The sequence below is a fragment of the Bradyrhizobium sp. USDA 4473 genome, from assembly GCF_054063335.1.
The window spans coordinates 5,505,145-5,518,158 of sequence record NZ_JBSSGE010000001.1 but is presented as its reverse complement, the minus strand read 5'-3'; the positions used below and the strand labels follow the sequence as shown (position 1 = coordinate 5,518,158).

The following is a 13,014-nucleotide window of genomic DNA, read 5'->3' as shown; positions in this document are numbered from 1 at the left end:
GTTGACTTCATCAACGATGAAGCGGCCGCAGGCGTCAGACCCGCGGCGGGAGGAGACATAAATGACCGTCACCCAGCGGGATCACGACCTCGGCACGGCCTATGCGATGAAGCCGTCCAGCACCCGGACCGAGCTCACCTCGGTGGTGCGCGGCACGCCGATGGGCGAGCTGTTGCGCCGCTACTGGCACCCGATCGGCCTCGCCGGCGACGCGACCGATATCCCCAGAAAAGTCCGCGCGCTCGGTGAGGACCTGATCCTGTTTCGCGACAAGCACGGCCGGGTCGGCCTGCTGCACGCGCGCTGCTGCCATCGCGGCACCACACTCTATTACGGCAAGGTCGAGGAAGACGGCATCCGCTGCTGCTATCACGGCTGGAAGTTCGACACCGAGGGCCACTGCCTCGAACAGCCCTGCGAGCCCGACGGCGGCCTGTTCAAGGACAAGGTGCGCCAGCCCTGGTATCCGGTGCGGGAGCGCTACGGCCTGATCTTCGCCTATATGGGCCCGGCCGATAAGAAGCCTGTGCTGCCGCGCTACGAGTGCCTGGAGACCATGGACGACGGCGAATTCGTCGAGGCCGACGATTCCTCGATCGGCGGTGGCGGCCCGGCCGTGATCCCCTGCAACTGGCTGCAGCATTTCGAGAACGTGGTCGACCCCTACCACGTGCCGGTGCTGCACGGCTCGTTCTCGGGGCCGCAGTTCACCAACATGATGGCCTCGATCCCCGAGGTGAAGTTCGAGATGTCGCCGCGCGGCGTCGCGGTGCGCTCGATCCGCAAACAGGACGACGGCAGGATATTCTATCGCGTCAGCGAGGCCGCCCTCCCGACGCTCCGCGTCGTCCCCAATCCGCGGGTCGCGCAATTCGCCCGCGTCGAGTCGATCGGCTGGACCTTGCCGATCGACGACACCTCGTTCCGCATCTATGTCGCCGGCCGGGTCAAGAACTCCGGCGATATCGGCCGCATGCGTTCGAAGTTCAACGGCAAGTTCTGGTGGGACATGACCGAGCGCGAGCACCAGCAATTCCCCGGCGACTACGAGGCGCAGGTCGGCCAGGGCCCCGTGACCGTTCATTCCGAAGAGCATTTCGGCCAGAGCGACCGCGGCATCCTGATGATCCGCCGGATGCTCTCCGACCAGCTCGAGGCGGTCGCCGCCGGCCGCGACCCGATCGGCGTGTCGTTCGACGCCGATGCCGGGCCGGTGCAGTTCGAAGCGGGAAACTACATCCGCGAGGCCTGAAGGCTCGCGCCCAAGCAAACAAGAACAACAAGACAATCGAGGGGAGCAAGTCATGGTCGACGTCGCACCGCAGGCGGCTGTGCCAACGCAAGCCGCGGCCGCGCCTTCCGCGCGCCGCTACTACGCCCTTGCGCTGCTCACCATCATCTACGCCCTCAACTTCCTCGACCGCACGATCTTCAACGTGCTGATCGAGCCGATCAAGAAGGAGTTTGCGCTCAGCGACACCACGATGGGCCTGCTGGCCGGGTTCGGCTTCGTGCTGTTCTATTCGCTGCTCGGCATTCCCATTGCGCGGATGGCCGATCGCCTCAACCGCCGCAATATCGTCGCTCTCGCCTTCGCGTTCTGGAGCGCCATGACCTATCTCTGCGGCATGGCCTCCAACGTCACGGCGCTGGCACTGGCACGGGTCGGCGTCGGCATCGGGGAGTCCGCCGGCACGCCGGCCTCGCAATCGATGATCGCCGATCTGTTCGACAAGAACGAGCGTCCGCGCGCGCTCGGCATCTACGCCATCGGCACCTATCTCGGCGTCTTCCTCGGCTATTTCATCGGCGGCTACGTCAATCAGCATTATGGCTGGCGGATGGCGTTCTTCACCGCGGGCCTGCCCGGTATCGCGCTCGCCGCGGTGCTGTGGCTGACCATCTCCGAGCCAAAGCGCGGCGCAATGGCCGAAACCTTCAAGGCCGAGCCGATCGGGCCGACCTTGGGTTTCCTGGCATCGCAGCCGAGCTTCGTCATCGTGCTGGTCGGCTTCTGTCTCACGACCTACACCAATTACGCCACCGCGGTGTGGATCCCGCCGTTCCTGGCACGCATCCATCATCTCAGCAGCGCCGAGATCGGCAGCTATGCGGGCACCTTCAAGGGTCTCGCCGGCATGGCGGGCACTTTGATCGGCGGCCTCGTGGTGGCCGAAATCGGCCGGCGCGACGACCGCTGGAAGCTGTGGGCGCCGGCGATCATGTCCGGCCTCGCCGGCCCCGTCTTCGCGCTATGCATGCTGACGCAAAGCTTCACGCTGATGGTCGCAACCCTGGCGCTGACGTCGTTCATGGTCGGCTTCCATCTCGGCCCGATCTTCGCGATTGCCCAGACGGTGGCAAAGCCGAGCATGCGGGCGCTGGCCTCGGCGCTCGTGTTGCTCACCGCCACTTGCTTCGGCCAGGGCGTCGGTCCCCTCGCCGTCGGCATGATCAACGACGCCCTGAAGGGCAGCTACGGCGTCGACGCGGTGCGCTACTCGCTGCTGTCGGCGGCGGTGACGACGACGCTCGGCGCGCTGCTGTTCGTCTGGGCCGCGCGCTGGATCCGTGCGGATATCGCGCGCGCGAGCTAAAGCGTTTTCGAGCGAAGTGGGTACCGGTTCGCGCCAAGAAAACGCGTCAAAACTCTAAGCGTCGATGAAGGCCAGCAAGTCGGCCATCAGGCGCGCGCTGTGCGTCAGCGGCAGAGCGTGCGGCGCACCTTCATAGACGACGAGCTTGCTTCCCCTGATCAGCTTTGCGGTCTTCGCGCCGGTCAGCTCGAGCGGTGCGCTGGCATCCTTGTCGCCCTGCACGATCAGCGTCGGGCGATCGATGGCACTCGCCGCAGTGCGCAGATCGGCAAAGGAGATCGTCTTGCGGCAGGCCAGCGCCACCGGCAGTGGCACGCTCAGCATCATCTCCCTGACCCAGGCCCGCGTGGTTTCGGGCGTGTCGGGCATGAAGAACGGCGCCTCGTTCTCACCCATCCATTTCGAAAAGTCCTGCGCGATCGCGGCATTCTGCGCCTCGACCATCGCTCGCGGCACCGCGTCCGGATTGTCGTCGGTCTGGATGAGATACGGCGTTGTCGGCGCCACCAGCACCAGCCGCGCGATACGGTCCGCGCCGTGATGCGCCAGATAGTTCACCGCCTCGATCGATCCCATCGAATGCGCGACGATGGTGACGTCGCGCAGTCCGCGCTGCTCGATCACGGCAGCGACGTCATCGGTCAGCGTGTCGAGATCGTATCCCGTGGTCGGCAGGTCGGAACGGCCATGGCCGCGCCGGTCCGGCGCGATGCAGCGATAGCCTTTTGCATTCAAGGCGACGATCTGGTTGCCCCAGACACTGGAATTGAACGTCCAGGCGGCGAGGAACAACACCGGCCGCCCCGAGCCCCAATCCTGCACGAACAGTTTTGTGCCGTCCCTGGCGGTCGCATAAAGCGGTTGGTTGGCCATCGTGTCTCTCCCTGTGCGGATCGATCGGCGCCATGTCGCCGATGCACCGACCATCGCAAAAGGAGGCCGCGCGCGCGATTACGCGTCAGGTAATCACGCGCATGATGTCAGACTGGGCTCAAGTGAGCTTGCCGGTGTATTTCTCCAGCGCCGCCCAGGCGTCCGCGCCGTAGGTCTTCTGCCACTGCGTGTAGAAGCCGGCCTTCACCAGCGCGGCCCTGAACTGCACCGGATCGGGCTTGTTGAAGGTCATGCCCTTCCCGGTCAGTTCGGCCTGCAACGAGCGATCCATCTCGATCAGATCGGCCCGCTCCTTCACCGCCGCCGCGTCGAACGTCGTGTTGATGAGTTCGCGCAGATCGGGCGGCAAGCCGGCCATGGCGCGGCGGTTGCCGATGATCCAGTAGCCGCTCCAGCAATGGTTCGACAACGCGCAGTATTTCTGCACCTCGTAGAGCTTTCCGGTCGAGACCTGCGCCAGCGGATTCTCCTGCCCTTCGACGATGTGGGTCTGCAGCGCCGAGTAGAGCTCGCTGTAGGAGATGCTCGACGGCAATGCGCCGAGGCCGGAGAACAGCGAGGTCAGCAATGCCGTCACCGGCACGCGGATCTTGAAGCCCTTGAGGTCGTCGACGCTGTTGAGCTGCCGGCTCGACGACGAGGTGATCTGGCGGAAGCCGTTGTCCCAGACCTTCTTCAGCGGCACGACGCCAGACCTGGCGATCGCCTCGCGCACGAGATCGCCGACGCCGCCGTCCATCGCGGCCCAGACCTGGTCGTAGGACTGGAAGGCAAACCCGATGCTCGGCAAGCCTGACAGCGGCACCAGGATCGACAGCGTCAGGCTCGGCGCCGCCATCAATTCGATACCGCCGGCCCTGACCTGGGACAGCATCTCGGGGTCGCCGCCGAGCTGGCTGTTCGAAAACACCGTGATGTTGACCCGCCCGGACGACTGCGCCGCAACGTCCTTTGCGGCCTCGACGAGACGGATTGTCAGCGGATGGGTTTCCGGCGTGTCAACGCCGAGCTTAAAGTCGAACTCGGCAGCGGCAAGGACTCGTTTGCCAAACAGCGTGGCGGCGACGGCGCCAGAGCCGGTTCCCAGCAAGCCCCGGCGCGTCATTTTCATTGTTTTCATTATTGTTTTTCTCCCGAGCGCGTTCGGCGCCTGGAGCCAGTTTCGGCCCTCCGCCTGTGTGACGCAAGGCACGGTGAAACCAATCCGCCCGTGGCACGAAACCATTTCCGGGAACTCACGAAACGATCCGGAAACAGATGGGGCTTACCAGTAGCTGCCATAGACGGCGCATAGACGCCCGGAGGCGACCATGAACCACTCGATCCATTCAGCCGATCGCGCGACCCACCTCAAGATTGTGGTAGTTGCCCTCGTTGCGGCGATCGGGATTGCAGCTTTCGGCATTTCGGCCCGCAACAACGCGGATTTCACCCAGACTGCCCAGACCACCCAGGTCATCAAGGCCGGCAAGCCGGTGGCGATCACCTCGTCGGGCACCTCGACCGTCCGCTAAGGATTGCGTCAGGCTTCCGCAAACAAGACGGCCGCCTTCGGGCGGCTTTTTTGTTGCGGCTCCAACGCCGCGACCGGCGGCCGTGTCGTGCGTCTCGCTCCGGTCGGGATGGAGTGGCCTTTGCCGGCAAGTTCGGCTACGGCGATTGCAGGACCACCGAGACCGGGGCGCGCGAGATCGACGTGCGCCAGGTCGCAACCCGGCTGAGCGCCGCGAATGACTGAGCCTCGCCTGCCCGGCGAAATCATCGCAATGCCGCGGGATGCTTCCCGCCTTGGCGGATCGCACACGCTGCTCGGACTGCCGACGTCGCTGCCGCTGGTGCTCGACCTCGACGGCACGCTGATCAAAGGCGACCTGCTCTATCTCAGCTTTGTCTCGGTCCTGCGCCGCAATCCGCTGATCGTCGTGTCATGCGCCGCCTGGCTGACGCGCGGCCGCGCGGCGCTGAAGCGCCAGCTCGCGCTGCGCCAGCGCATCGACTGGAGCGAGATCGAGTTGCACCAGGACGTTGTCGCGCTGGCCGAGCGCGAGACGGCGGCCGGCCGCCGCATCGTGCTGGCGACTGCGGCCGACGCCTTGCTCGCGGACCGGCTGGCATCGCGTCTGCCCTGGATCGACCAGGTGCTCGCCTCCGACGGCGCGCACAATCTCAAGGGTGCCAACAAGGCCGATCTGCTGCGCACGACCTTTCCGGAGGGCTTCATCTACGCCGGCGACAGCGTGTCCGACCTCGCGGTCTGGGCGCATGCTGCCGGCGTGATCACCGTCAATGCGCGGGACCGCGTGCGCACCGATGCGGCCGGGCTCGGCAGGCCGGCGCTGCATTTGCCGGGCCGCGCGACGGCGGCGAAATCTTAATCGCGTCCTAACGCAGTCGTTCGATTGCGATCCGCTCCGCGATCCCCGTTTTAAAAATTGTTCCGTATGGTCTGTCTCAACAGGGGCGCAGGCCACAATGAATTTACAGCAGCAAGTCATTTCGACCGGCTTCAAGATCACCTGCACGGATTGCGGCAGCCTGGCGATCAAGGTCGCCGATCCGGCGCGCGCGTCCGGCGACACCATCATCGAATGCCGCCGTTGCAGCGCGGTGCGCGGCACGGTCGCCGATCTGCACATCCTGGCCCGGCGCGGCCGCGACCTGTTCGAATTCTAACCCCGGCGACGCCGATGCTGTCAGACCCGAAAGCGACCATGCAGAGCGACGTTCCCATGGACACGGTCTGGTCGATCCTGGAGGCGGCCAACGAACTGGGCGACACCCACACGGTCGACGCCTGCCGCCGCGTGATCGACGCCAATTTGCGCGGCGATACGCCGGGACAATCCGACCTGGAGGCCCTCGCCGCATTCTTTGCCTGATCACGGCAACGTGTGGCCGTCCATGACTTCAATACGGCACTGCGATGACAGGACGCCGGATAGAAACACACCAACACAGACCGAGACGTCGCTTAACTTTGCTTAACTTGCATCGGCCGAGTCCGGCTGGCTAGCTGCCACAAGCTTTCAATTCGGACGGACCGATGCCATTGACGCGCGATGACCTGGCTGTCGGTGTCACGATCGCCGGCTTCTTCGTCCTCAGCGTCGCCTCGCTGATCGCCTGCGGGCACGCGTTCCCGGCGATGCACGTCTGGCGATCCGACCTCACGGCGCAGGCGGTGCTTGGCACCGCGATCATGGTCGTGTTCATCCCGGCCTTCGTCGCCGGACGATTCAGCTTCGGCTATCTGGTGAGCTTCTCGCTGCTGTCGGCCGTGTTCGGCTTCGTCTGGCTCAGCTTCTTCAGCGCATTCGATTATCCGCACGCGACCGCCCGCTGGGCCATGATCGCCGCACTGGCCGCCGCGATGGTCCCCCTGATGGTCCAGACGGTCCCGCTCCGGCGGCCCGACCTGTCCGATGCGGCCGTCAAGCGCATCGCCATCGTGCTGCTGGCATCGTCGTTCGCGGTGCTGATCGGCGACATCTCCTACGGCGCCAATTTCGGCAATCCCTACGGCGCGGCGCGGAACGCGGTGGCGCGGCCGGCGCTGTTGAACTATCTGACCGGGATCATCATCGGCGCGGTGCTGCCCTATCTGTTCGCGCATTTGGCGTCGCGCAGGCAGTGGCTGCCGGCCGCCGGCGTGCTGCTGATTGCGCTCAGCTTCTATCCGGTCGTCAACAACAAGACCGTGCTGCTGTTGCCGCTCTGGCTGCCGTTCCTGTTCTGGCTGTTCGGCCGGTTCGACCCGCGGCTGGCCACGGTGCTCGCCTTCGTCATTCCGATGATCATCGGCCTCTTGGCGTTCGTCGTTCTCGGCGCCGACAGGAACTATGTCGTGTTCAGCGCCATCAATCTGCGCTTCGTCGCGATCCCGTCGCTCGCGCTCGATCAATACGCCGACTTCTTTGCCCATCATGAGCTCACCCGGTTCTGTCAGATCACCGCACTGCGCCACTTGACCGCCTGCCCGTATGGCGAGCTCGGTCCGACGCTCGGCGCGATCTATCGGGACGGCAATTTCAACGCCTCCTTCCTCGCCACCGAAGGCATCGCCTCGGTCGGTCTCGCGCTCGCGCCGGCATCGGCCCTCGTCTGCGGTCTGATCCTGGCGGTGGGATCGATGGTCTCGCGGCATCTCTCGCCACGCTTCACCGCGGTATCGTCAGGCATCGCCGTGCAGGCGGTCATGAACGTGCCGCTCACGACCGGCCTGCTGTCGAACGGCATCGCGCTGCTGTTCCTGCTGTGGTGGCTGACGCCCGAACAGCAGGCGGCAGCTTCGCATCGTCGAGAGCAGGCAGCGCAGGCCGGCGACGCCGTCGGTCTTGCCGCCTGATCGTTCCGTTTCGATCGGACGTGCGGTCGGGGGCAAGAAAGCGCGAAGCGGCCGAACAACAGGCGGCCGAACGTCTCACACTGGCGTGTGACACTTCTCAACAGCGGCAACGATCAGGGAACTAAGCTAAGGTTTTGATTTTGCGCTTGAATTGATGGCGCGAGAGACGGGACTCGAACCCGCGGCCTCCGCCGTGACAGGGCGGCGCTCTAACCAACTGAGCTACTCCCGCGGATGCTGATCATCGGACTGATCCGCGCAGGACCGAGGGCATAAAGGCCCGCATCCCGTTAGTCAAGGACGTTCCGGATCCCTGCACAGCGCCGCCGATTTTACGCTGTGGGACGCGCATTGTCGGCTATTTTCAGGGGGAACGGTGGTGTCGGCAAAGCCCCGAATCGAATAAGGCCTGATACGTCTGGGTTTCCTGTGGCCGGCCCGGCGCTGCCCATCCCCAGAACTGGCGGCTTTCAGGACTTTTCCAGACGCATTTTCCCGACGCGAACGGCGCGCCATTCGCGTGAAAGCAGCAATCCAGCCATTCAGCAACGAGGAGGGCCACACATGGCGAAGAAAGCAGCGACCCCGGCGACGATCACGCTGAAGCACCTGGCGGCGGCCATCGCCGAAGAGCAGGAACTGTCCAAGAAGCAGGCCGAGGCGATCCTGACCGACATGGTCACCCGCATCACCAAGCACCTCAAGAAGGGCGAGCGCATCAGGATCGTCGGCCTCGGCATCCTCCAGGTCCGCAAGCGCGCCGCCCGCATGGGCCGCAACCCGGCGACCGGCGAGCAGATCCAGATCAAGGCCAGCAAGAAGGTCGCCTTCCGCGCCGCCAAGGAGCTGAAGGAAGCGATCTAGGCGCTTTACGCTCCGTTGATCTCAAGCGCCATTCCGGCTCGTGCGCGGCCCCGGAGTGGCGCTTTTCTGTTATAGCTCTGTCTCCTGATGCATCCTGCCTGCGCGAACCGAACTCGCCCGGGCGCTTTGTTCCCGTCCCTCTCCTTGCGCGGTCTTCATGCTGGCACCGGCCCTCGACTTCAAGCACACCGTCACCGAGCGCTTCCTGCGCTATGTCGTGATCGACACCCAGTCCGACCCGGATTCCCCCACCACGCCCTCCACCGAGAAGCAAAAGAATCTCGGCCGCCTCCTGGTCGCCGAATTGCAGGCGATGGGGATATCGGACGCGCATCTTGATCCGCACGGCTACGTCTATGCGACGATCCCGGCCAACACCGACAAGGCGGTGCCGGTGATCTGCTTCTGCTCGCATATGGACACCTCGCCGGATTGCACCGGCAAGAACGTCAAGCCGCAGGTCGTGACGAACTACCGCGGCGGCGACATCATGCTGCCCGCCGACGCCTCGCAGGTGATCCGCGCCGCCGAGCACGAAGCGCTGGCCGACCAGATCGGCAACGACATCATCACGACCGACGGCACCACCCTGCTCGGCGCCGACAACAAGGCCGGCCTCGCTGAGATCATGGATGCCGCGCATTTCCTGGTCACCAACCCGCAGGTGAAGCACGGCACCATCAAGATCCTGTTCACGCCGGACGAGGAGATCGGCCGCGGCGTCGACAAGGTCGATATCAGGAAGCTGGGCGCCGATTTCGGCTACACCATGGACGGCGAGACTGCGGGCCATATCGAGGACGAGACCTTCTCGGCCGACGGCGCCAGCATCATCATCGAAGGCGTCGCGACCCACCCGGGCTTCGCCAAGGGCAAGATGGAGCACGCGATCAAGATCGCGGCCGCAATCGTCGATCGCCTGCCGAAGGACACCTGCTCGCCCGAGACCACCGAGGGCAAGGAAGGTTTTCTGCATCCGGTCGCGATCTCAGGCGCGCTGGAGACCGCGCGGATCGATTTCATCGTGCGCGATTTCACCGAGGCCGGCCTGAAGCAGAAGGAAACGCTGCTCGAAGCGATCGTGAAGGACGTCATGAAGGGGTATCCGCGCTCGACCTACCGCATGGAGGTCAAGCAGCAATACCGCAACATGAAGGAGGTGATCGATCGCTATCCCCAGATCGTCGCCTATGCGATCGAGGCGATCCAGCGCGCGGGCCTCGCGCCGGTGAAGACCTCGATCCGCGGCGGCACCGACGGCTCGCGGCTGTCGTTCATGGGATTGCCCTGCCCGAACATCTTCGCCGGCGAGCACGCCTTCCACTCGCGGCTCGAATGGGTCAGCCGCCAGGACATGGAGAAGGCCGTGCAGACCATCGTGCACCTGGCGATGATCTGGGAAGAGCGGGCCTGAGATCTCGAACAGTCCTCTTCGTCATTGCGAACCAACCGGTCGGCGCGAACCGCCGCCGGATGACAAGCTCCGCGAAGCAATCCATGTCTCCGCACGCGGCACGATGGATTGCTTCGTCGCTATGCACCTCGCAATGACGGCGCTAACAACCCGTTCCGTTACGCCCGCGCCGTGACGATCCAGATCGCGCCCGGCAGCAGCACCGAATCGCCCTTCGCAAACGGCGCCAGCGCCTCGCGCATCGAGGCGATGGCGGCCGCGCGCACCTCATCCGGATGCCCTTCCAGCGCGCGGCTGGCCGGTCCGATCTCGAGCGTGCCCTGGATCGCGGCATCGATGCCGCGGCCGGTGGCGACATCGAGCTCGACCCTGCACGGCTCCATCGCAATGCCGGAGAAGCCAGCTTCAGCGAGGATCCGCTTCACCCGGGCTTCGGATGCAAACGAAAACGGACCGGGATCCTCAGGCCCGAGCTGCGGCAGCTTCGGCACGTGCTTGTAGACCGCGGCAAGCGGCGCCATGAAGAACGGGTTCTCGCGCGGCTCCTGCCAGCAGGCGAAGGCAAGACGACCGGTCGGCTTCATCGCCTTGTGCAGATTGGCGAACGATGCCGCCGGATCGGCGAAGAACATCACGCCGAAGCGCGAGGCCAACAGATCAAAGCTTTCGGGCGCGAACGGATGGACGGTCGCGTCGGCCAGCGCGAACTCGACCGGCAATCCCTGCGGCGTGCTCTGCCGCGCCCGCGACAGCATCGGCTCCGAGACGTCGACGCCGAGCACCCGGCCGTCGGGCGCGACTTTCGCCGCCAGCGCGAAGCTCGAGGCGCCGCTGCCGCAGCCGACATCGACCACACGCTCGCCTCCCTTCGGCGCGGCGCGATCGATCAGGAGATCGAGCACCGGCTGCAGCACGATGTCCTGCGCGGCCTGCCGGGTGGCCCAGCGCTGTCCGCCCGGCCCGTTCCAATATGCAATCTGATCGGCGTTTTGCGGGTGGCCTGCGTTCATCGGATCAAACCTCGTTGCGGAAGCATCCGGCGATGCTAGCAGCTCTCGCGCGTCGCAGCGCGCAACATCGGCGTGACCTGATAGGTGAATCCGGCGTTGGCCCTGGTGACGGGATCGTTGGCGACGATCTCGTTGGGATCGGCATCATCCGATAGTTGCAGCACGCCCAATCCCCAGACACCGGTGGGATCGGCGACCGGTCCGAAGATCAGCGCCTTGCCGGCCTGCAGCAGCTCACCGCAATAGGCGACGTGCGCCTGCATGATGGCGGCCTCCTGCGGCGTCATGTCCTGCGGAAAGGTCGGGCGCGGTCCGGTCAATTTGCAAACGTAGTACTTCATCGGACGGATCCGCAGACGGGAATCATTTGGCGGCTGCGCTGGTCGGCTTGGCCTGCTTCGGTGCGGCGGTCTTCGCGGCAGCGCCCTTGGGCGCGTCATTGCTGCGCGCAATGCCCCACGGGTCGGACGGCTTCTGGTCCGGCACGCCGCTCAGCGCACGCTGATAGGCGCGCTGCTGCCGCGCCTCGTTGGCCAGATCCGCCGGTGATTTCTCGACCTCTTCGCGATAGCGCTGGACGTGGTCGGCCTGCGCGAGTGCTGGTCCGGCAATCATGGTGAGAAGAAAAATCGCGGCGAGTTTGCGCATGCATCAAGTTCCCGGTTAGGCGGGGAAGAATAGCATCGCAGCCGCGTCGGCATCAAACCCACATCGCATCGCGCCGGCAGGAACCGCTCTCAGGCGAAAGCGTGACTTTCGGCATCTTTTCCCCGATCGGAGACCAAATAGCCTTTGCACACCAGCGCGGAGCAAGCGCGATCCCGGCCACCCCACAACTACCCCGAGGCCGGGATCGCGCCCTCTCCGCGCGCGCATGGAGGCCGAGCCATGGCCTTGCTACGGAGAGCTCATCAGCCCGAGGCCGCCTTGCAGCTCGTGAAACACCGCGCCATCGTCATCCTGCGCGAGTACGTGCAAGTGGAGGCTGAGCTGGTTGGAAGGGCTGTGGTCCTTACCGATGGGACGGCGGGGACCGTCGCGGACGTGTTCCTAGACGAGTCCCATGGGCTGCGCATATCGATCAAGGGCCATATCGGGAAGTGGCCGATCTCGACGATCAAGATGCTTCAGCAATAGAGCGGCGGCGTATCAGAGATGGGAGAACCGGTCCGCCGCGCTCTTCGAGCTTCGGCGTGACAGCCTTCACCCTGCGGCACCGAACAAGCGGATGAATTTGTGCTCAAGGCTGGCTTGCCCAGCCGTAGCCCGTGAGGTGCGAAGGCTGGTGGGCGGTGAGAGGATCGAACTCCCGACCAATGGTGTGTAAAACCAGTGCTCTACCGCTGAGCTAACCGCCCTTGCCCGCGGCGCCTCTTTAGCCTCGCCTGCCCCCGAGGTGCAAGGCCGCAAAGTCTCGATCCGTGGGCTTCAATCCTTTTCAATCCGTGGACCGTGCCGGCAATCCCTGGAGATCGTTGATCCAGGGTGCAGCCGAGCGGCACCAGAGCTGGCGTCGCGGGGGCAATTGGCCGCGCTGGCGGATGCTGCCCCAGCGGATGCCCCAGTCGTCGGGGCCGCCATCCTCGCCGCTCGTGAACAGCGGCGAGCCGCAATCGCCGCAAAAATGCTGGAAGCGGATCCGGCCGTTATCGCCCCGCTTGCCGTACACCTTTGGCTGACGCCCGGTGAGGTGGACCTGCTCGGCGGCGCAGATCACCGTGACGCGATAGGGCGAGCCGGTCAGCGCCTGGCAGTCCGTGCAATGGCAGATCGACACGAGCTCGGGGTCGATCTCGGCCCGATAGGTCACCGCCCCGCAATGGCATTGCCCGTCGATCTGCATCCGCACTCTCCCAAGTCCGTCAGACAAAGTCACTCGCCGGACCCCGG

General features: G+C 65.1%; 16 protein-coding genes and 2 tRNA genes. 10 read left to right on the top strand and 8 right to left on the bottom strand.

Annotation, left to right across the window (positions count from 1 at the left end; genetic code table 11):
- Positions 1-61: 61 nt before the first annotated feature.
- Both ACVW17_RS26040 and ACVW17_RS26035 read left to right on the top strand, forming a co-directional pair.
- Positions 62-1,252: a Rieske 2Fe-2S domain-containing protein gene (locus tag ACVW17_RS26040; RefSeq protein ID WP_456754526.1), complete on the top strand. Its 1,191-nt coding sequence runs from the start codon at positions 62-64 to the stop codon at positions 1,250-1,252.
- Between the two features lie 52 nt (positions 1,253-1,304).
- A complete protein-coding gene (locus ACVW17_RS26035; RefSeq protein WP_456798016.1) occupies positions 1,305-2,597 on the top strand; it encodes a spinster family MFS transporter in 1,293 nt (430 codons plus the stop codon).
- 54 nt (positions 2,598-2,651) lie between these two features.
- On the opposite strand, the gene ACVW17_RS26030 is transcribed toward ACVW17_RS26035, so the two are convergent.
- Both ACVW17_RS26030 and ACVW17_RS26025 read right to left on the bottom strand, forming a co-directional pair.
- Positions 2,652-3,470 (bottom strand): alpha/beta fold hydrolase, encoded by an 819-nt coding sequence (locus ACVW17_RS26030; RefSeq protein WP_456754525.1) that lies wholly within the window; start codon positions 3,468-3,470, stop codon positions 2,652-2,654.
- Positions 3,471-3,588: 118 nt separating this feature from the next.
- Entirely contained in the window at positions 3,589-4,602 is a 1,014-nt protein-coding gene (locus tag ACVW17_RS26025) for a TRAP transporter substrate-binding protein (protein ID WP_456756534.1), read from the bottom strand.
- Positions 4,603-4,801: 199 nt separating this feature from the next.
- Between ACVW17_RS26025 and ACVW17_RS26020 the strand changes: the two genes are divergently transcribed.
- The 5 genes from ACVW17_RS26020 to ACVW17_RS26000 all read left to right on the top strand — a co-directional run bounded on the left by ACVW17_RS26020 (position 4,802) and on the right by ACVW17_RS26000 (position 7,836).
- Positions 4,802-5,005 (top strand): hypothetical protein, encoded by a 204-nt coding sequence (locus tag ACVW17_RS26020; RefSeq protein WP_212013533.1) that lies wholly within the window; start codon positions 4,802-4,804, stop codon positions 5,003-5,005.
- Between the two features lie 216 nt (positions 5,006-5,221).
- Entirely contained in the window at positions 5,222-5,866 is a 645-nt protein-coding gene (locus tag ACVW17_RS26015) for a haloacid dehalogenase-like hydrolase (RefSeq protein WP_456754524.1), read from the top strand.
- A 97-nt stretch (positions 5,867-5,963) separates the two neighbouring features.
- Positions 5,964-6,164 (top strand): hypothetical protein, encoded by a 201-nt coding sequence (locus ACVW17_RS26010; RefSeq protein ID WP_456754523.1) that lies wholly within the window; start codon positions 5,964-5,966, stop codon positions 6,162-6,164.
- A gap of 14 nt (positions 6,165-6,178) precedes the next feature.
- Positions 6,179-6,370, top strand: a complete 192-nt coding sequence (locus ACVW17_RS26005) for a hypothetical protein (protein WP_456754522.1) — start codon at positions 6,179-6,181, stop codon at positions 6,368-6,370.
- A 164-nt stretch (positions 6,371-6,534) separates the two neighbouring features.
- Positions 6,535-7,836: a hypothetical protein gene (locus ACVW17_RS26000; protein WP_456754521.1), complete on the top strand. Its 1,302-nt coding sequence runs from the start codon at positions 6,535-6,537 to the stop codon at positions 7,834-7,836.
- 155 nt (positions 7,837-7,991) lie between these two features.
- Here the strand turns inward: ACVW17_RS26000 and ACVW17_RS25995 are convergent.
- A tRNA-Asp gene (locus ACVW17_RS25995) sits at positions 7,992-8,068 on the bottom strand.
- 308 nt (positions 8,069-8,376) lie between these two features.
- On the opposite strand from ACVW17_RS25995, the gene ACVW17_RS25990 reads away from it, so the two are divergent.
- Both ACVW17_RS25990 and pepT read left to right on the top strand, forming a co-directional pair.
- Positions 8,377-8,700: an HU family DNA-binding protein gene (locus ACVW17_RS25990; protein WP_349629985.1), complete on the top strand. Its 324-nt coding sequence runs from the start codon at positions 8,377-8,379 to the stop codon at positions 8,698-8,700.
- A gap of 157 nt (positions 8,701-8,857) precedes the next feature.
- Positions 8,858-10,114, top strand: coding sequence for a peptidase T (gene pepT, locus ACVW17_RS25985; RefSeq protein WP_456754520.1), 1,257 nt, complete (start codon positions 8,858-8,860; stop codon positions 10,112-10,114).
- 158 nt (positions 10,115-10,272) lie between these two features.
- On the opposite strand, the gene ACVW17_RS25980 is transcribed toward pepT, so the two are convergent.
- From ACVW17_RS25980 to ACVW17_RS25970, 3 genes are read right to left on the bottom strand one after another with little or no spacing between them, the layout of a single operon-like run.
- A complete protein-coding gene (locus ACVW17_RS25980; RefSeq protein WP_456754519.1) occupies positions 10,273-11,124 on the bottom strand; it encodes a class I SAM-dependent methyltransferase in 852 nt (283 codons plus the stop codon).
- 35 nt (positions 11,125-11,159) lie between these two features.
- Positions 11,160-11,465, bottom strand: coding sequence for a YciI family protein (locus tag ACVW17_RS25975; protein WP_456754518.1), 306 nt, complete (start codon positions 11,463-11,465; stop codon positions 11,160-11,162).
- 22 nt (positions 11,466-11,487) lie between these two features.
- On the bottom strand, positions 11,488-11,772 hold the full coding sequence (locus ACVW17_RS25970) for a hypothetical protein (protein WP_456754517.1): 285 nt from the start codon (positions 11,770-11,772) through the stop codon (positions 11,488-11,490).
- A gap of 279 nt (positions 11,773-12,051) precedes the next feature.
- Here ACVW17_RS25970 and ACVW17_RS25965 point away from each other — a divergent pair, with 279 nt between their 5' ends.
- Positions 12,052-12,261, top strand: coding sequence for a PRC-barrel domain containing protein (locus tag ACVW17_RS25965; RefSeq protein ID WP_456756533.1), 210 nt, complete (start codon positions 12,052-12,054; stop codon positions 12,259-12,261).
- 146 nt (positions 12,262-12,407) lie between these two features.
- On the opposite strand, the gene ACVW17_RS25960 is transcribed toward ACVW17_RS25965, so the two are convergent.
- Both ACVW17_RS25960 and ACVW17_RS25955 read right to left on the bottom strand, forming a co-directional pair.
- Positions 12,408-12,482: transfer RNA gene (locus ACVW17_RS25960), tRNA-Val, on the bottom strand.
- A gap of 80 nt (positions 12,483-12,562) precedes the next feature.
- Complete coding sequence (locus ACVW17_RS25955) at positions 12,563-12,967, bottom strand: GFA family protein (protein WP_456754516.1); 405 nt, start codon at positions 12,965-12,967, stop codon at positions 12,563-12,565.
- Positions 12,968-13,014 lie beyond the last annotated feature (47 nt).

Bases quoted from the DNA above. Each gene is read 5' to 3' on its own strand.
- ACVW17_RS26025 (WP_456756534.1), bottom strand. From the start codon at position 4,602: ATGAAAATGACGCGCCGGGGCTTGCTGGGAACCGGCTCTGGCGCCGTC.
- ACVW17_RS25980 (WP_456754519.1), bottom strand. From the start codon at position 11,124: ATGAACGCAGGCCACCCGCAAAACGCCGATCAGATTGCATATTGGAAC.
- ACVW17_RS25975 (WP_456754518.1), bottom strand. From the start codon at position 11,465: ATGAAGTACTACGTTTGCAAATTGACCGGACCGCGCCCGACCTTTCCG.
- ACVW17_RS26000 (WP_456754521.1), top strand. From the start codon at position 6,535: ATGCCATTGACGCGCGATGACCTGGCTGTCGGTGTCACGATCGCCGGC.
- ACVW17_RS26010 (WP_456754523.1), top strand. From the start codon at position 5,964: ATGAATTTACAGCAGCAAGTCATTTCGACCGGCTTCAAGATCACCTGC.
- ACVW17_RS26040 (WP_456754526.1), top strand. From the start codon at position 62: ATGACCGTCACCCAGCGGGATCACGACCTCGGCACGGCCTATGCGATG.
- ACVW17_RS25970 (WP_456754517.1), bottom strand. From the start codon at position 11,772: ATGCGCAAACTCGCCGCGATTTTTCTTCTCACCATGATTGCCGGACCA.
- ACVW17_RS26035 (WP_456798016.1), top strand. From the start codon at position 1,305: ATGGTCGACGTCGCACCGCAGGCGGCTGTGCCAACGCAAGCCGCGGCC.
- ACVW17_RS25955 (WP_456754516.1), bottom strand. From the start codon at position 12,967: ATGCAGATCGACGGGCAATGCCATTGCGGGGCGGTGACCTATCGGGCC.
- ACVW17_RS26020 (WP_212013533.1), top strand. From the start codon at position 4,802: ATGAACCACTCGATCCATTCAGCCGATCGCGCGACCCACCTCAAGATT.
- ACVW17_RS26015 (WP_456754524.1), top strand. From the start codon at position 5,222: ATGACTGAGCCTCGCCTGCCCGGCGAAATCATCGCAATGCCGCGGGAT.
- pepT (WP_456754520.1), top strand. From the start codon at position 8,858: ATGCTGGCACCGGCCCTCGACTTCAAGCACACCGTCACCGAGCGCTTC.
- ACVW17_RS26005 (WP_456754522.1), top strand. From the start codon at position 6,179: ATGCTGTCAGACCCGAAAGCGACCATGCAGAGCGACGTTCCCATGGAC.
- ACVW17_RS26030 (WP_456754525.1), bottom strand. From the start codon at position 3,470: ATGGCCAACCAACCGCTTTATGCGACCGCCAGGGACGGCACAAAACTG.